This window comes from Legionella stuttgartensis (assembly GCF_977063405.2).
In genome coordinates this window covers 529,102-547,799 of record NZ_CDRUHA020000011.1, presented here as the reverse complement: position 1 = coordinate 547,799, position 18,698 = coordinate 529,102, and the positions used below count along the sequence as shown (strand labels likewise).

Here is an 18,698-nt window from a genome sequence, read left to right as displayed (position 1 = left end):
TATGGTATAAACGTGGCTTTTTTATTGGTTGACTTGTTCAATGAAAGAGTTTATTCAGTCCAGCTCTGCTTTAAATACTTTGGTCCAGTATGTGCAAAAAATAGGAGTTTCATTAAAAACTTCTCTCCCTAGAAAGAAAACCGTTACTCAACTGAGCGACAATTCACTTACTCAAGAACAACAAAAATTCATACAAAATCGGGCTGCAAAAATAATTCAGCATACATATCGCAGCTATAAAGTAAAACAAAAGATAGGGGAGAATCCTTATGCTTTTTATTTGTCAATGATGAGTGAAGAGGAACAACAGCGAGTCCCCGCCCATATTTTATTTGGAAGTCATGTCGCAGAAATTAGAAGCGATTCAGTACATCGAATAAATAATCCTTATATTTACTCCGAAGCAAAATATCATAGAGATGATGATTTATCTGGAATCTTGTTGGATAATTTAATTTCCTCATTCAATATTAGTGACGCATCACGTGCAGTAAATGATTATGTCCCTGTAACATTGTTGGATAATACTCCTGTTGAAGATATTGCTAAACGTTACTTTCCCCAGGAAGAACCCCAACCACAAATTATTAAAGATACTAAGCATTCTATTGCATTGGTTGCTATACCCCAAAGCAATACCAAGTCTTATGAAATAAAAGGGGTTTTGAGTATTTGTGGCTTGGTCGCAAGCCCTTGGGAAATTGCAATCAATGTAAAAACCCCTCCCTATCCTCTTATCAAATTCGAGAAAATCGACCCAGCGCTCAATTTGGTTACAAGCAAAGAAGCATTATTAAAAAGTAAATTATTTAATAAACTTAATTTAATTGCTGATAGTTCCCAACATACAACCAACAAATTGGCCCAAGGGCTAAAACAATTATTGATCGATCTTCCTGAACTCAATCCAAATGCGATCCAGCGTATTGTGCTTGTACTCAATATAACTTGTCTTTTTTATGAAAATAATTATCCAAAATTTGCATTCTGTATTTATACAGTTATCCATGAAATCAGCCTTGCGTTATTACAACAAAACGACATTGGACACTTAAAAAAAGATTATTCCAGATTCATGTTTGAAACCGAAAAAGTATTACTTCATACATTGGGACTAAAAAAAGAACAATTAGAGAAGACGACTTTTTTTGCTTCACTTGCAATGTCAGGAACCAATGCATATGTCATTGCCATGCATTTGGCTGAAAAAATGAAAACTAAAGACGATCTCCCACCGACAATTAAGGTATACGGAATCGGTTATTATGAATTTGAACACATTACAAAAGAAACTGAATCTGCTGATGCAGATGTGTTTATTATTTCCGCTGGCCCAATTGTCAACGAAGAAGGTATTATCCCTGGTATTGATATTAATCAGTTAATAAAATACAAATGTATTGATAATAAACGAGAGAAGCCACTGACAGTAATTATTGATGCAACTAGTGCATTGTATAAAAATTTGCATTTAGATCCTGCAGTTCAAGCTCTTGTAGTCGAGGGGAAGCTCTCAATAATAATCCATGAAAGCTACCAAAAATTTGGTCTCTTTCATACCGACCAAGCGCAATGTGGCAAAGTATATGGATTATGCGCTAAAGCAAGCTATGCAGAGGACCTACTTAAAGAATTACAGAAAAACGCCCAGAATGATTTTAATCGTCACGTCGATTTGCGGATAGGCGCTTATATAAGTATGAATTGCAGCCAAATTTTAGAGGAAGTAAAACGGCAGCACTTTGCTAATGGTGCGCTTTTAAGAAATATGTTTGCCCAAGCCCGATTAATTGATACAAAGATAATCGAACATCCACAAATGCTTTCCAACCCCGAAGAGTTATATTTTGTTAGTTTTGATCCGCAGAAATCAAAATCACTTGAAAACTCAGTCCAGGAACTCGTTGAACTCAGAGATAGTTTCGGACATTTTTGTACAACCCACTCCGCAATCAGTGATTTCGTGGACTCTGAAGAAATGATGCAAACTCGAATTAGTGCTGATGCCTCAGATACCATTGATACTTTAATCAAAACATCACAACTTTATTTGTCAAATTGTTATACAAAGGATGAATTATTAAAAATTCTCATCCAAAACGCTCGAAAATCCGATTCATTATCATACGACGAGCAAATTATTTCCCTTGCCTTGGTCAATAATATAATCGACTCCATTTCTGTTGACTCACCCCTTATACACAAAAACTTATTGATCCTTTTTGCCTCAATAAAATGCGTACGTGAACAATGTTTTTTGTTAAAAGACCGTCAATACATTACAAAGGTAGATAGCTACTTATTGAAGTTACAAGATAAGATTATTACCACCTATAAACCGCTACATCCACAAGATTTCATTCAATCCATCCAGAAAAAGTATCAGGAAGGCAACCTCTTCATTTCCATGGATACCCAATTAAAGTTAGAGGATGAATATTCTAAAAATAGAAAAGGGTTCCTTTTTTTCGATTTCTCCAGCTCAAATTTTTCTTCTCAATCGTCAAAAAAGTCTAATGACGACAGGTGTAGCCCAAAAACTGAACTGATTTAATGTGTCGTTTAAGTGACACTCAGTTTAAAATGTTTTTAGCTTAATGAACCGCCACTGGCTAATATTTGAATTGCTACTTTTGCATCAGGTTGTCCTAAATTGGCAGCCGCATTGATCCAAAACCACGCTTTCTTTCGGTCTTCTACCACTCCTTTGCCATAATAATACATATAACCTACAGCATATTGTGCATCAGGCAGACCTTGCTTAGCTAATGGTTTTAAACGGATAAACGCCTTGCGGTATTCTTCGAGTCTGAAGTTATCAATTCCTTCACGCAAATTGATGGCATTAGTCATAGCACATCCAGCAAGAATAGAAATAAAAATTACAACGACTAATAGGTTAAATAAACGTCTCATAAATTTTTTATTCCCCTTCCAAAGGCTTGGCTACTGGTTCAAAGATTAATTCATTTTTGGGCAAACTTAAACTCTCTAAAGCACCATTGCGTTCAACCAAAATTCCAGACGCCATAATGCGTTTGATCACTGCCCCCCCAGGAATAGTATCCCCCAATTTATAAGTATTTTCCTCTCCATCAGCAGAACGAATAATTACTTGAGAATCATTTATCTGATTAGCAAACAAAATCCCTACTAAAGTAACATTCAGCATCGATTTCTTAATAGTAGTTAAATTATCAGAAACATAAACACCAAATAAAGAAGAATGTAAAATAGCATCAAATGAATTTTGCTTTGCAATTACCGGCATCTCATTTGTGGTTACAGATTCTGTCTGCATATTAGCCGGGGAAAATATCAATGTAGCGTATTCAGTAATAATCAATATGGAAAAAAGCGAAATTAAGGCAATAATAATCCATTGTGCGTATTTTGCTGAAAATAAAGCTTGAATATCAAATTTCATTGTCAAAACGCCCCTGCAGTATAAACTTGCCTAGACCTAGACTCCTCATTGTTCTTTAGAGAAGTAGAACTTGCCTATATATAGAACCCCCACTAGAATATCCTACATAAACCGCTCTGAAAAGATCGCCCGTCTATAAATAAACCTCTTTTCAAACGCCCTGAGAAAGTGAATACGAAGAGACGCAGTGAGAAGAACCTAAATGTACACGCCAGTACATGCGGATGCGAGCACCGCCTCGTCGAAGTTATTCATCTCCTCGGTCGCGTTTGGAAAGAGGTCTAATGAAGGGTATCGATATTAAAAAAATTTACAGCCCTAAGGACAGTCCAATGAAAAAGAATCACTTTGAAACGCGAGCCATTCATGCAGGTCAACACCCTTGCCCAAGTACCGGTGCAGTCATGACACCAATATATGCAACCTCAACTTACAAACAAATTGCACCGGGCGAACATCTCGGTTATGAATATTCGCGTACACATAACCCGACTCGTGGTGCCTATGAAGGGTGTATTGCCAGTTTAGAGTCTGGAGAACGAGGTTTTGCTTTTGCTTCTGGAATGGCTGCAATTAATACAATTGTTGATTTATTAGATGTAGGAGATCATGTTGTGGCCATGGATGATCTTTATGGCGGCACTTTTCGTTTATTTGACAAAGTCAAAACACGCACATCAGGGTTATCCTTCTCCTTTGTAGACATGTCTGATACTCGCAATATAGAAGCGGCGATTACACCAAAAACACGCATGCTTTGGGTAGAAACCCCTTCAAATCCCATGTTAAAACTAGCCAATTTACGTGAAATAGCGGCAATAGCAAAGCGCAATAATCTCATCGCTGTAGCAGACAATACATTTGCAACTCCTTGGATTCAGAGACCTCTTGAATTAGGATTTAACATCGTATTGCATTCGGCAACTAAATATCTTAATGGCCATTCAGACGTAGTCAGCGGGGTCGTGGTCGTGGGCGATGATCCGAATTTAGCGGACAAAATCGCTTTTCTTCATAACTCATGTGGTGGAATTGCAGGTCCATTTGACAGTTTTCTGGTTTTAAGAAGTTTAAAAACCCTGTCGTTGCGTATGGAGCGACATTGTGAAAATGCGCATCATTTAGCAAATTGGCTCAGTAATCAATCCGGAGTAAAAAAGGTCATTTATCCAGGTCTTGCAAACCATCCTCAACATAAGTTAGCTAAAGAGCAAATGCATGGGTTTGGCGGTATGATTTCCATGGTAATTGATGGGGGTATTGATGCAGCCAAACGCTTTCTTGCTCGCTGTGAATTATTTACTCTAGCTGAAAGTCTAGGGGGCGTAGAAAGTTTGATAGAGCATCCAGCAATTATGACGCATGCATCGATCCCTCCAGAACAACGGAAAGCGTTGGGAATTGAAGATGGTTTTATTCGGCTCTCAGTGGGCATAGAACATGTGGAAGATTTACAAGCTGATTTGGAATATGCACTGGCAAATTAAATTTTTCAATACACCCTGAATACAAAAGTAACAGAGGAAAAACAGATGCAGACTTTACAAACTATAATTGAACAAGGTTTTGAGCAACGTCAAACGTTGTCCATTGATACAGCGCCTCCTGAACTCGTCACCGCAGTTAATGAGGTGCTTTCGTGTTTGGACAGTGGTCAATATCGAGTTGCTGAAAAAATAAATAATGAATGGGTCGTACATCAATGGATAAAAAAAGCAGTTCTTTTATCTTTTAGACTTTACCCCAATCAAGTAATTGATTCCGGTTTTTGTCAGTTTTATGACAAGGTGCCGCTTAAATACAATAACTATACTGAAGAGCAATTTAAACAAACAGGGGTACGCGTGGTACCTCATGCCATGGTCCGCAAAGGAGCATACATTGCAAAAAACTGTGTTTTAATGCCTTCTTATGTCAATGTGGGTGCATACATTGATGAAGGAGTCATGGTAGATACCTGGGCAACTGTGGGTTCTTGTGCCCAAATCGGTAAAAATGTGCATCTTTCGGGTGGAGTAGGCATCGGTGGTGTACTAGAACCATTGCAAGCTAATCCTACAATTATCGAAGACAATTGCTTTATCGGCGCCCGCTCAGAAGTAGTTGAAGGGGTTATTGTGGAGCGAAACTCTGTCTTATCTATGGGCGTTTATTTAGGACAAAGTACTAAAATATACAATCGTCTTACCGGTGAAATTACCTATGGTCGTATCCCGGAAGGATCTGTGGTAGTAGCGGGTAGCTTACCCAGTGAAGATAAAAGCTACAGTTTATATTGCGCGGTCATTGTGAAACAGGTGGATGAAAAAACCCGAGCGAAAGTAAGCATTAATGAACTATTGAGAGCTAACTAGCATATGATTGAGTCAAAAAAAATGATAGAAGAGTTACAAGAAATCGTGGCGAAGCTTGTGAGCTTTCCCTCGATTACCCCCGAAGATGCTGGTTGCCAAGAGTTTATGATTCAATTTTTGGAGCAATCAGGATTTACCTGTCAGCGGATGAATAAGGGCTCTGTCTCCAACTTCTTTGCATCTTATGGAGAATCTGGACCTCTTCTAGTTTTTGCGGGTCATACAGATGTGGTTCCAGTTGGCGATATCACCAAATGGTTGTCTGATCCGTTTGTGACACAAAATAAAAACGGAATGCTCTACGGACGGGGTGTTGCCGACATGAAAGGAAGCCTAGCTTGCATGTTACTGATGGCACAACGATTTATTAAAACCCATCCCAAATTTCAAGGAAGATTAGGTTTTCTTATTACTAGTGGTGAGGAAGGTGATGATTACGATCTAGGCACCCCCTATGTTATGCAGCTTTTGCAAAATCAAGGCATTCACATTGACTACTGTGTAGTAGGTGAACCATCAAGTAGTCAAAAAATTGGTGATGTGATTAAAATTGGGCGACGCGGTTCATTAAGCGCCAAAATTAGTCTACATGGAAAACAAGGACATGTTGCTTACCCGCATTTAGCAGACAATCCAATCCATAAAATTAGCCCCGCCTTAGCGAAACTGACCTCCACGCTATGGGATCAGGGCAATAATCATTTCCCACCAACCTCAATGCAAATTACTCACCTTCAATCAGGAGGACATGCTCCAAATATAATTCCTGGAGAACTGATTTTACACCTTAATTTTAGATACTCTACAGAGCAAACACATGGCACATTAAAAGAAAAAGTTCTTGCTGCTTTTCAGGAGCACGATCTGAATCCTATCATTGAATGGCGTCTCAGCGGCGAGCCTTTCTTGACAGCTCAGGGCGCCTTATTAGAAAGTTGTAAGCAAGCGATCACCGAGCTTAATGGCTATGCACCTGAGCTTTCTACTAGTGGTGGAACATCTGATGGCCGCTTTATTGCACCCTATGGCGTTGAAGTAGTAGAACTTGGCCCTGTTAATGCCACGATTCATCAAGTGAATGAATGCGTCTCCTTAAATGATCTATATCAATTAGAAGCTTTATATTTTTCAATTTGTGAAAAATTGTTAATTAATTAGGGCAGTTTACATCCCAGTAGCTTGAGCCAAAGTAGTCTATACTTTAAGAAAGGCAATTGAATTTATTGTAGTTTTGCTGTTTTCGTAGTCTGGGTAAAGCTTAGTAAACCCCAGGAGTTCATTAACGAAGCCCAGGGTTCGCAACACTACACCCAGCTACAATTTTAATGGCACTATAAGGAGAGACGAGCATGAAAGGTTGCAAATTAAGTCCTGTAGCTTTAGGTCTTGCATTTGGGGTTCTTTGGGGTGTATCTATTTTGGTATTGGGATTAATTGCTTACTATTATACCTATGGGCGTGGTTTTGTGGTTGCAGTGGGTTCTTTATATCCAGGATATGAGCCTTCAATCCAAGGAAGTATATTAGGCGGTATTATTGGTTTTATTGACGCATTCATCACCGGTGTTATTATTGCCTGGTTGTACAATGTATTTTCTTGCTGCAAATGTGTGTGCTGTGACAAGAAAAAGGATGAAGAAGTTAAATAAAGCTCAATGGTATGGCCTGGGTGAATAGCAAATCGTAAACCGGGAAATTGGTGTAAAAAACCCGGGCTTCGCTACGCGTTACCCAGGCTAGATATAATTACTTTAGTTTACAACATGCCATGTGCCATCTGGCTGGCGACATGCACTACCACGTAATGTTTGTGGTTTTCCATCAATGATTGCTTTAGTTAAATACTCGCGGCAAGGTAAATGCTCACGATAATAAGTACGAGTGGGTTGTACTGTATAACTATTTCCAGTGTCTGGATTTGACCAATGTACTGATCTGCCGGTGGGTGCAGTTTCTAAGGCACGTTGCATTTCCATTCGGTCCACTTTATCCATATATTTACCAATTTGACCACCTAAATAAGCACCAGCAATAGCACCACCAGCTGTTGCTGCCAATTTAGCTGCTGGGCCACCTCCAAATTGACTTCCAATTAATCCGCCAATAACTCCACCTGAGATAGTACCAACATCCTGATGGTTCATTGATGCACAACCAACTAATAATAAAGACAATGATGCAACAGCTATTTTTTTCATAACATATCACCCAATATAAAGGTTATAGAAATCGGTTTTAATTCTATCATCACGTTCAGTTATTATCCATAGTTAAATAAGTATCCTGATATAGCGTGCGAAACCTGGGATTTGGGTTGATCTACATCCCCTAAATTCCTCTTCGTTACACCTGGATTACATATATTCTTAATCGTGACGCACTCGCTCAGAGATTTGACATAATAATTCATATCCTGAAGTACCTGCAGCTTGGGCAACCCGCTCAACTAAAATATGAGTCCCCCAAAGCTCAACAGGCGCCCCAGGTTTTACCTCTGAATGGTCTGTTAAATCGACAGCAAGCATGTCCATTGAGACCCGCCCTACAATAGGCACTTCTTTGCCCTGGACCCAGACGGGTGTATTTTCCGCTATATGCCGTGGATATCCATCACCATAACCAGCAGCAACAATACCAATAATTGAAGGTTTTTCACTTTTCCAAATGCCACTATATCCAACTTGAGCTAAAGGCGGATTATAATGAACGGCACTAATTGCTGAAACAAAACGCATCACAGGGAGCAGACCCAAATCAATTGCAGTCTGATTGGCAAAAGGAGATACACCGTAAAGCATTATCCCAGGTCTGACAACATCTGCATGAGTTTGTGGAAACGAAATAATAGCCGCAGAATTGGCTATACTGCGTTGACTAAATCCTGTGACAGCAATATTTTCAAACAAAGCAATTTGTTGGGAATTTTCAATACGCTCTGGCTCATCAGCACATGCTAAATGAGTCATCAAGCCAATCTCTTTATCCACCCAAGGACATGATTGTAATGCATCCATAACTCCTTGCAGCTCATCGGTTTTAAAACCCAAGCGATGCATACCCGTATTCACTTTAACCCAAAGTTTAATAGGCCTTTCTAAAGGGGTATTTAAAAGCCATTGGACTTGGTGGGGTTGATGAATAACACAACCAAATTGGTGCTGAGATACGACCTTAAACTCATCGGGACTAAATACACCTTGAAAAAGGATACAATGAGTTCGAATTCCTATTTTACGAAGAACCAAAGCTTCTTCAATACAAGCAACCCCAAAAGCATCAACGTGCCCTTCCAATATTGGTGCTACAACATGTACACCACAGCCATAGGCATTGGCTTTAACCATAGCTATGATTTTCTTGCCTGGAGCAAAGCGTCTTATCCGCGCTAAATTATGGTGTAATGCATTGGGATCTATCACCAATCTGGTGGGTCTGGACATCTTAATCTACCCCTTGATAACCATTGAACGCTAAATCTTCAAAACGGGTGTATTTACCAATAAAGGCTACACGTACCTTACCAATAGGACCATTTCTTTGTTTTGCTACAATTATTTCTGCTGTTCCTTTATCAGGACTATCTTCATTGTAGACTTCATCCCGATAAATAAAACAAATTAAATCAGCATCTTGCTCGATCGCACCCGATTCACGTAAGTCAGACATAACGGGTCGTTTATCTGAACGTTGCTCCAAACTTCGATTCAACTGGGACAAAGCAATAACGGGTACCTGCAACTCTTTAGCAAGCGATTTGAGACTGCGTGAAATTTCAGAGATTTCTGCCGTTCTGTTATCAGCACCAAAGCCTGGTACTTTCATTAATTGTAAATAATCCACCACAATTAGCCCAATATTTCCATGATCCTTGGCCAACCTACGGGCTCGTGCACGCATTTCACCAGGACTTAAAGCAGGAGTATCATCAATAAATAAAGGAGCTTCCGAAAGCATATGGACGGCAGAAGTGACACGAGGCCAATCATCGTCATCCAGTTTACCCGTTCTAATTTTATGCTGATCAATACGTCCTAAAGAAGACATCATCCTCATTGCCAAAGAATCCGAGGGCATTTCCATAGAAAAAACGAGTACAGGTTTTCCAGATTTAATTGCAGCATGCTCTGCCATATTCATCACTAAAGTCGTTTTACCCATAGAGGGACGACCTGCAACAATAACTAAATCAGAAGGCTGCAATCCAGAGGTCATTTCATCCAAATCAGACAAGCCAGTAGCAAGTCCGGTAATCGCATCACCATTATGATAAAGTGCATCAATTTTTTCCACTGCACGAACTAAAACGGATTTTATATTTTCAGGGCCACCATCACCGGCTGTTTGTTCACCTATAGCAAAAACTCGAGTTTCAGCCATATCAAGTAACTCAGGGACTTGCCTACCCCCAGGATTATAAGCCGAATCAGCAATCTCAGTAGCTACAGCAATAAGCTGTCTTTGTACCGATTTTTCTCGCACAATATCAGCATAAGCAGATACGTTAGCAACGCTGGGTGTATTATTTGCCAGTTCAAACAAATAGGCTTCCCCGCCTGCGTCATCCAATTCGTTGTAAGACTTTAATGCATCAAGAAGGGTCACTACATCAAAAGGTTGATCTTTCTTCACCAAAGAAGAAATGGCTCGAAATAAAATTCGATGCTCAGTGCGATAAAAATCAGCTTCACATAATTTATTGCTGACTTTATCCCAAACCTCATTGTCCAACATTAATCCACCAATGATGGATTGTTCCGCTTCCACGGAATGAGGTGGGCGTTTTAAAGGATCAACCGTCTTTTTGGAATTTTGCAGATCATACATGGTAGTGACATTATGAGAATTTGGAACGATGTCTATTGTAATGTTCTTTTAAAAGGATGTCACCCCGAACCAAACTATTCGGGGTGAATTCAATTGATAAATTATTGCTTTTGCCAAACTTGAGTACGGCCTAATAAAGAAACACCCACATATCCTCTCACCAAGAGTTTATTTCCTTGGACAGTGAGTTTGACACGATAGATTTTACCTGACTTAGGATCTAATATTTGCCCACCACTCCATTCATTATTGCCTTCGTTTTTTAATCCCCACATAAACTGTAGTCCCTGAATTTTCTTACCTTTAAATCCACCAGGACATTTCTCACAAATACCAGTATCACCAGGTTGTGGATATACCTTGTTAATAACAGCGTTTAAAGTACCACCAGACTCACTAATGGTAACAACTGCTCTTTTCTTACCTGTTTTATCATCAATTGTTACCCAGGTACCTACCGGTGCTTGAGATGCGGCAAGTGCTGCAGGTAAATAGAACGCGGCAACAAAAAAACCACAAGCTAGCTTCCATAAGTTCATAATTTTCTCCGTGTTTACAATCATTTATAGCTTATGCCATGATCGAAAACTATGCCAGTTTTAAATAGAATAAATTTAAAAAATGGATGTTTATCTGGGGTAAAATATACATTGGAGGCTACTAGAAAATAACATCAACTCATACTAGGGGCATAAAAAACTGCTCGACATCCTCTTCACTTAAAGTCATCGCTTTGGCAGGATCAGCAGATAAAATACCTTCTACTAGTAATCTCTTTTTCTCTTGCATCCCTAAAATAGCTTCCTCAACAGTACCTGAGGTAATCAACTTATAAACGAACACAGGGTTTTCTTGACCTATACGATGTGTTCGATCGGTCGCTTGGTCTTCTACTGCTGGATTCCACCAGGGATCATAATGAATTACTGTGTCAGCACGTGTCAGGTTAAGTCCAGTACCCCCGGCTTTCAAGCTGATAAGGAAAACAGGCGTTTTTCCTTCCTGAAATTTTTCCACCATTGCCTGCCGATGTACTGTCTGACCTGTTAACTTTAAGTAATCATAATTTCTTGCGCGTAATTCATCTTCAATTAATTGCAACATCGAAGTAAATTGTGAAAAAACCAAAACGCGCCTACCCTCACCCACCAAATTATCTAATAAATCCATTAGTGCTTCTAGTTTGGCGGAAGTTCCATGGGCGATTTCTGCTGCTGGCAATGACAATAGTCTAGGGTCACAACACACTTGACGTAACTTCAGTAGTGCATCCAAAAGAAGAATATGACTTTTACCTAATCCTTGTTTAGCTATGGCATCACGAACTTTTTTCTCCATACTCATACGAATCGCTTCATAGAGATCACGCTGGGAGCCAACAATCTCTATAGTGCGGGTCATTTCAGTTTTGGGAGGCAATTCACGAGCCACCTGATTTTTTGTTCTTCTCAATATAAAAGGTTGTACTCTCTTAGTGAGTACTTCCCGTCTACCCAAGTCTGCATATTTCTCTATAGGGGTTCTGAACCAAAGTCTAAATTGTTTTGCATCACCTAGTAAACCAGGCATTAAAAAATGAAACAAAGACCATAACTCACCTAAGTGATTTTCCAAAGGTGTACCCGTCAGGCATAAACGATGAGTCGCATGTAATTGCTGAATAATTTGCGTGGTCTTGGTACGCGCGTTTTTTATAAATTGCGCTTCATCCAATATAAGGTAATAGAATGGATAAGCTATAAATTTATCTTTATCACGATGTATTAACCCATAAGTAGAAACAACAATGTCATAGTCATCAAAATTATCCTGATGACGATCTGAACCATGGTAGATTAGAACCTTTAATTCAGGAGTAAAACGTTTTGCTTCAGCCTGCCAATTTCCAACAAGACTCGTTGGAGCAACTATTAAGGTCGCCGCCTTTATACGACCCTGTTCTTTTTCATATTGTAAATGAGACAAGGTTTGTACTGTTTTTCCCAATCCCATGTCGTCAGCGAGAATTCCACTAAAATGACTTGTCCGTAAAAACTGTAACCAATTCAATCCATCACGCTGATAATCCCGCAAATGCGCATTTAAGCCGGTGGGAGGCTGTACTTCAGGAATCTGAGTTAATTGAGAAAGTTGGCGGATTTGCTCTCTTAAGATTTCAGCCCCTTGCCAACGAGTTTTAGTAGCTGCAATAGCTAATTCAGCCTCTCGCATCAGAATAAGCTGATATTTATTAATTTGTACCTGTTGGTTTTCATCTATATGACGCACACCAAATTGCAGCAACAAACGAACCAAAGGCTTAATTCGTCCCATTTCTAACTGCAAAGCCCTCCCATCATGTAAGGGTAATTTAACTAATTGTGTATCCGGCAGATTATCCAAATCATTACCACTGTAACGATGAATCAAATCGGCCACCAAAGGTACAATACTGACTGGTTTACCCTCAACCAAAATTCCCAATTGGTATGAGAAGAAATCGGTTGTATTTTCATACAGATCTGAATACCACTCTACATCATCAGCATGAATCACTTCTTGATACAAAGAACTAATGCACTCGACTTGCCAGTCACGACTTTTTAACTCGGGCAATAATTGGCTGTAAAGAAATTCCAAATCCGCCAAAACTTTAATATTCTGCAAAACAAAATCAGCTTTTTTTACTTTTTCCCATTGTTCATTTTCCCAAGCTCTTGGCACCCGCAACTCAAGTATACTCTGCACTTCATCCCATTTTGATTTCTCAAAATCCCTATCACGCTTATATTCAATTAAAACCCCTTCCTGATGGCAAACTACGGTGTCGCACTCTTCAGAGGCTGAGATCTTTAAACCCGCATAATCAAATACAATATGGGCTGTGAATAAGGCATGCAATTCTTCTTCAGTATCATAAAGCCAGGAGGATTCTTCACCAAGCTCACTAATGGCATCTAGGATAAGCACCGGTACTGGCATAACTTTACGAACTTCGCGTTCTTTAAAAACTTGAGGTATGGGAAATTCAGGACATGTTTGAGCCATTTTACTTGCTAATAATTCCGTCTGATCCATTGGTATTGGAGGTGCTTCCAATAAATAACCCAATTGTTTTATTGGATATGGAGTAGTTAAATGTCCCATTTTGCTTTCGAAACAATTAAAATACCAACAGTCATCCAACAATAAAGGCTCAAGTGCTTTTCCTTCATGCATTAATAACAAATTTTGACTGCCATTATGAGATAACACCCATTCACACGTACCTTGAATAGGCTCACTTAAGTGAATTGGTTCCTCCTGATTTTGTATAAAGAAAGCTCTTCCTGTGGCAAGGACTCTCTCTAATAATTCGCTATTACGAATGGTTAATGTATCAAACCAACCTGAAACACCACATTTAAACAGCAGCAAGGCGACCAGCTCATTATCATCATCAATAAAATGTTGCTTTTTGGAATCAGAAAGACTATTGAAAGGAATCATTTTTCCATAACCGCCACGTTTTAATAACTTGGCTAAAGCTAATTTAATCGCCACTCGGTGTTCATAGCCATCAAGTCTTAATTCTATGAGATAAACTAAATGATGAGTCACTTCCGGTGCTTTCACTACAGCAGCTTCTTGGGCCCGCAAATTTTTCAACCAGCTATCCAGTCTTCTATTTAACTTAGTCCCAGAAACAGATTGCGAACTTCCTTTTTCTCTATCACGCAAAGCAAACAGACAAGCAGCGGCATGTTTACAATTGTATTGATACGCACAAGTACAATGCGCTAATTTCTTGGGCCAAGCTTTCAAATCCATATGTACATCATAAATCTGACTTGAGCTGCCTTTGACTCGTCCCTTTAACAGTCCATCGCTAAAACGAATATTGAGCACATGTCCATTTTCAAAATATTCTTGACCTCGCAATAATATTTTGGCTTCAAAGACTTCTGGCATTTTTGAGAGTGCTTCATTTAACATAAAACGGACTTTTTACTGGGCAAAGGATCTATTTTAGTCAATTTTTAAATTAATTAACAATTTTATCTTCAAATTTAAGATTCTTTTTATGTAAGGGTCTGTTGACAATTCGCTAGATTAAGACAAAATGATGAGATTTTAAAACACCCGAAACTTACGACGTGTGTGAGAATTGGATCCTTTAAAGTCTCATCATTTTGACCAAGATAGTGTCGTTGTCATCAGACCTGCTTACTCGAACTTTGGATCTTTTTAGAGTATATATAATGCAAAATAAGCTTAGTGTACTTATGGCACAAATTAATCCCACAGTAGGTGCCTTAACGTCAAACAGAGATAAAATTATAGAGATTATAAAAAGCGAACAAGAAGCGCATGATGTAATCCTCTTTCCTGAACTGGCTTTAACAGGTTATCCTCCTGAAGATTTACTTTTTCGCAAAGAATTTCAAGAAGCAGTTAACGAGCATTTAAAACAAATACAAGCTGTAACCAAAGATTGCTATGTTCTAGCTGGGCATCCTGCTCGTAACTCACAACAGCTGTACAATAGTGTTAGTATTTTTCATAATGGGCAAAAGATTTCCGAATATCACAAACAAAATCTACCTAACTATGAAATTTTTGATGAAGCACGTTATTTTACTCCAGGCAAAAAAATTCCATGTATTTTAGATATAAATCATTACAAAGTAGGAGTAATGATTTGCGAAGATTTATGGCATCCCGGCCCCACCGAAGATTTGATAGAGAATGGAATTTCTGTCCTACTCATTTTGAATGCTTCTCCATTTGATTGCGGTAAATATCACAAAAGAGAATCGCTTTTAAAATCTTATGCAAAACGCGGTATATCCATAATCTATGTGAACCAAATTGGTGGCCAGGATGAACTATTATTTGATGGTCAATCATTAGCGATCGACACACAAGGGACAGTTTGCGCACGCGCTCCCGCATTTAAAGAAGATTTACGTACTGTTGAAATCCAAGGAAACCAAATCAAAGGTGAAGTGGCTCCTCTTCTTAAGTTTGAACCATTAATCTATGACGCCCTAGTTTGTGGTACTCGCGATTATGTAAATAAAAATCATTTTCCCGGAGTTCTAGTCGGACTCTCAGGAGGAATCGATTCGGCATTAACTTTGACTGTAGCAGTAGATGCTTTAGGAGCAGAGCGAGTTCATGCTGTGCTTATGCCTTCGCGTTATACCGCGCAAATGAGTAATGAAGATGCATTAGCTCAAATAAAAAAATTGAACGTATCTCATTCCATACTATCGATTGAACCCGCCTTTGATGCACTGATGACCACTCTTGAGCCAGCTTTTACAGGACTAGCCCCTGATACAACCGAAGAAAATATTCAAGCACGTATTCGTGGTTTGTTAATTATGGCATTGTCTAACAAAACAGGAAAAATGGTACTCACAACATCGAATAAAAGTGAATCCGCTGTAGGATACGCTACATTATACGGAGATATGGCCGGAGGATTTGGCGTATTAAAAGACGTACTTAAAACTCAGGTTTATGCGCTTGCACGTTATCGCAATGGTCTTTCTGAAGTCATTCCCGAGCGTGTTCTAACTCGTGCTCCATCGGCTGAATTAAGAGCAAATCAAACCGATCAGGATAGTTTACCTGACTATGAGATATTAGATGCAATCATTGTTGCCTACATGGAACAGTACTTAACACCTGCCGAAATCATTCAACAAGGATTTTCTGCGGAAACTGTAAACAAAGTAATTCACTTGATCAAACGCAATGAATATAAACGCCGCCAATCGGCACCAGGAATTAAAATAAGTCCAACTGCTTTTGGAAAAGACTGGCGTTATCCAATCACCAATGGTTTTTAAACGCAAGTTTGTTATCCCGTATGCCAGACTTCTAATCCACCTTAAGTTTTCCTCGACAGCCACTTATCTTCGCAGCATTCAGGAATAAGCGAGCTCAGTACCTCACGCGGACAAGCCGTGGGACGTGGTATTGTTATAAGTCACGTAACTATTAAGATGAATGGAAGATGCCAGTGAAGGATCTCCTGTCAATATATAACGCTAAATTCAGGAGGATCCTTCGTTCGCAAACTTCTCAGGATGACGTGGTAAATAATAATTTATCCTGGTTTTGCTTGTGCATCTGGGAGGAGATAAAAATTAACCATTAGTTAAAGTTTTTGATTCTTCCATCGCTGATTGTTCTGCAGCAATTTTACGTTGTTGCCAGAAATTCGGTAACTTTGAAAGCGCTTCATATCTACTTTTTTCTAACTTTTTAGAATCGATTTCTATAGTTGTCTCTTTCTCTTTAACAGCTTCTCGTTGAGATAAGTCAGGCTTCACTTCTACATCAGTCTCATCAACAATCTCTTCCTTAGATAAGTTAGCGGTTTTTGTAGCTTCTTTTTCTACCCTAGCTTTCATATGTTGTTCGATAAGAGCAAATTGCTTCAGGTTTATTTTGCCTTGACTGGTAGGTGCTTGTTGCTTCGGCTTATTATGCAATACTTGAGAAAACATACTATTCATTTCATCCAGTTTCGCTGAGGCAATGGATTGAGTAGTGTTCAATTGCAATAAATAGGCTTTAAGCTGCAAAACATCTGCTTCTTTAAATGTTCCTTTCTGATTGGCTAACCAGAAATCCAGCTTGGGATAATCAGATAATGAAATTTTATTTGCACTACCCAGACTGTTTATCCACCAAAGACTTATCTCTTCCTTTTCGCCACAACGTAGAACAAAAGTTGAAGTAATTCCTTTTACTTTAAGATCTTCATTAGTTAATGCAAGTTTTGTTTTGGTATTCTCTGGATTGATGAGTAAACGAACTTTAGCAAGGTATTCTTCTCTTGCTTTGAGACACTCTCGTTTAACTTGTTTTAAATGAACAGAGTTTAATTTTTCGATGTCTCGGTCTTCAAATGTGGCTAGCTTCTGAGCCAATTCTTCACTCGGAGTTAGAGGATAGACCTCTCCCGTTGAATCAACCCAATAAAGATGCCATTGAGGATTTTTATAACTTAAAGCAAAAACAATTTTGTCTTGTTGCACCGATTGATTTTTCGCCGTGGCAAGATTATTAAAAATTAGTACATCTTTAACTGCTTGCATTGATGATTGAATCATCGCTTCACGTTCAATTTCTTGCTTTTTTTTCTCTTCCAATGTCCCTTTATATTGATACATAAAGCTATTTATCTCTGCTAATACGTCTTCTTTAAGCTCCATAATAAATTTAGGAAGTTGGCTGTCTTCAACCATTTGGTAATCAGGGACTGCATCGATTAATTCTAGAAAGAGGAAATAATTATAGGAGCTGTTTACATTCCACTCACCTTCGCTAATCATGAGTTTTAATTCTAGTAATCGAGTATAAGCATCAGGGAAGTCTTTCATGACATTAATTGATTGTTCTATTTTTTCACCCCGAGTTCTGGTGTACTGATATACCCAACCGGTTAGCCATGATTTTACAGGTTGCTGATAATTTTTTTCTGCTCTTCGAGCAATAGCAACTATTTTTTGGCGTCCTTCTTCGGACTCATTTGCAATGATACCTACTACTTGTTCAACAAATTCTTTGGGTATTTTAAATGATTTTTTTTTTGGCATTTTGAAACTCCTTTTCATGATGCAAATTCATCATTACATTAATGTTAATTTTATACAAGTAGAAAATTATTATGCTAAATTGATCGTATCGGCATAGTCATGTTAATTTTTCTACATCGCGCAAAGTTATACAATTGTTCATTCCTAAACATCATTCCATTTAGCCGATGGCCTAGACTTGCATCTTCAAAAAGAAAAAATTTGGACTCGCTTTCGCTAAAACTAGGTGCTCTAATGAATGTTTTGAGCATTCGCTTTAATCTTTGTTGGCATTGGCATCCTATTACAAAGAACTCTTAAATAAGAAATGCCAATTGGAAGTATAGACTTTGTTCCAAATTTTGCCATAAAGAGTTTCCCTTTTAAATTTACAGAAGGTAATCTGTTTTTGCTAATCACGAGCCAACTCCAGAATATTGCTGATAAATTTTACCGAAATTAAACACTCTTTTATAATTAAAAAGCACCTCCATCATTCCTTCCAAAAAATATGCGTGTCTAATACTTGCAAATTTA

General features: G+C 38.6%; 14 protein-coding genes. 6 read left to right on the top strand and 8 right to left on the bottom strand.

Going from position 1 to position 18,698, the window contains the following annotated elements; genetic code table 11:
• The first annotated feature begins 40 nt into the window (after positions 1-40).
• Positions 41-2,554 (top strand): hypothetical protein, encoded by a 2,514-nt coding sequence (locus ACWTEW_RS04645; RefSeq protein ID WP_454780596.1) that lies wholly within the window; start codon positions 41-43, stop codon positions 2,552-2,554.
• Positions 2,555-2,589: 35 nt separating this feature from the next.
• Here ACWTEW_RS04645 and ACWTEW_RS04640 read toward each other — a convergent pair whose 3' ends face one another.
• On the bottom strand, positions 2,590-2,916 hold the full coding sequence (locus ACWTEW_RS04640; protein WP_454780595.1) for a tetratricopeptide repeat protein: 327 nt from the start codon (positions 2,914-2,916) through the stop codon (positions 2,590-2,592).
• Between the two features lie 7 nt (positions 2,917-2,923).
• Complete coding sequence (locus tag ACWTEW_RS04635) at positions 2,924-3,427, bottom strand: type II secretion system protein N (protein WP_454780594.1); 504 nt, start codon at positions 3,425-3,427, stop codon at positions 2,924-2,926.
• Between the two features lie 332 nt (positions 3,428-3,759).
• Here ACWTEW_RS04635 and ACWTEW_RS04630 point away from each other — a divergent pair, with 332 nt between their 5' ends.
• The 4 genes from ACWTEW_RS04630 (at position 3,760) to ACWTEW_RS04615 (ending at position 7,430) form a co-directional block, all read left to right on the top strand.
• Positions 3,760-4,914, top strand: coding sequence for a trans-sulfuration enzyme family protein (locus tag ACWTEW_RS04630; RefSeq protein ID WP_454780593.1), 1,155 nt, complete (start codon positions 3,760-3,762; stop codon positions 4,912-4,914).
• A 45-nt stretch (positions 4,915-4,959) separates the two neighbouring features.
• Positions 4,960-5,781, top strand: a complete 822-nt coding sequence (gene dapD / locus ACWTEW_RS04625; RefSeq protein ID WP_454780592.1) for a 2,3,4,5-tetrahydropyridine-2,6-dicarboxylate N-succinyltransferase — start codon at positions 4,960-4,962, stop codon at positions 5,779-5,781.
• Positions 5,782-5,802: 21 nt separating this feature from the next.
• On the top strand, positions 5,803-6,939 hold the full coding sequence (gene dapE, locus ACWTEW_RS04620; protein ID WP_483099562.1) for a succinyl-diaminopimelate desuccinylase: 1,137 nt from the start codon (positions 5,803-5,805) through the stop codon (positions 6,937-6,939).
• A gap of 191 nt (positions 6,940-7,130) precedes the next feature.
• Positions 7,131-7,430, top strand: coding sequence for a bacteriophage holin (locus tag ACWTEW_RS04615; protein ID WP_454780590.1), 300 nt, complete (start codon positions 7,131-7,133; stop codon positions 7,428-7,430).
• 102 nt (positions 7,431-7,532) lie between these two features.
• Here the strand turns inward: ACWTEW_RS04615 and ACWTEW_RS04610 are convergent, their stop codons facing one another.
• The 5 genes from ACWTEW_RS04610 to ACWTEW_RS04590 all read right to left on the bottom strand — a co-directional run bounded on the left by ACWTEW_RS04610 (position 7,533) and on the right by ACWTEW_RS04590 (position 14,559).
• Entirely contained in the window at positions 7,533-7,979 is a 447-nt protein-coding gene (locus tag ACWTEW_RS04610) for an RT0821/Lpp0805 family surface protein (RefSeq protein WP_454780589.1), read from the bottom strand.
• Positions 7,980-8,147: 168 nt separating this feature from the next.
• Entirely contained in the window at positions 8,148-9,221 is a 1,074-nt protein-coding gene (alr, locus tag ACWTEW_RS04605; RefSeq protein WP_454780588.1) for an alanine racemase, read from the bottom strand.
• A gap of 1 nt (position 9,222) precedes the next feature.
• Positions 9,223-10,605 (bottom strand): replicative DNA helicase, encoded by a 1,383-nt coding sequence (dnaB, locus tag ACWTEW_RS04600; protein ID WP_454780587.1) that lies wholly within the window; start codon positions 10,603-10,605, stop codon positions 9,223-9,225.
• Positions 10,606-10,706: 101 nt separating this feature from the next.
• Positions 10,707-11,144 carry a DUF2147 domain-containing protein gene (locus ACWTEW_RS04595; protein ID WP_454780586.1) on the bottom strand — a complete coding sequence of 146 codons (438 nt, stop codon included), beginning with the start codon at positions 11,142-11,144 and terminating at the stop codon, positions 10,707-10,709.
• Between the two features lie 139 nt (positions 11,145-11,283).
• Positions 11,284-14,559 carry a DEAD/DEAH box helicase gene (locus ACWTEW_RS04590; protein ID WP_454780585.1) on the bottom strand — a complete coding sequence of 1,092 codons (3,276 nt, stop codon included), beginning with the start codon at positions 14,557-14,559 and terminating at the stop codon, positions 11,284-11,286.
• 266 nt (positions 14,560-14,825) lie between these two features.
• Between ACWTEW_RS04590 and ACWTEW_RS04585 the strand changes: the two genes are divergently transcribed.
• Complete coding sequence (locus tag ACWTEW_RS04585; protein WP_454780584.1) at positions 14,826-16,424, top strand: NAD+ synthase; 1,599 nt, start codon at positions 14,826-14,828, stop codon at positions 16,422-16,424.
• A 300-nt stretch (positions 16,425-16,724) separates the two neighbouring features.
• Here the strand turns inward: ACWTEW_RS04585 and ACWTEW_RS04580 are convergent, their stop codons facing one another.
• On the bottom strand, positions 16,725-18,182 hold the full coding sequence (locus ACWTEW_RS04580; RefSeq protein ID WP_454780583.1) for a hypothetical protein: 1,458 nt from the start codon (positions 18,180-18,182) through the stop codon (positions 16,725-16,727).
• Between the last annotated feature and the right edge of the window lie 516 nt (positions 18,183-18,698).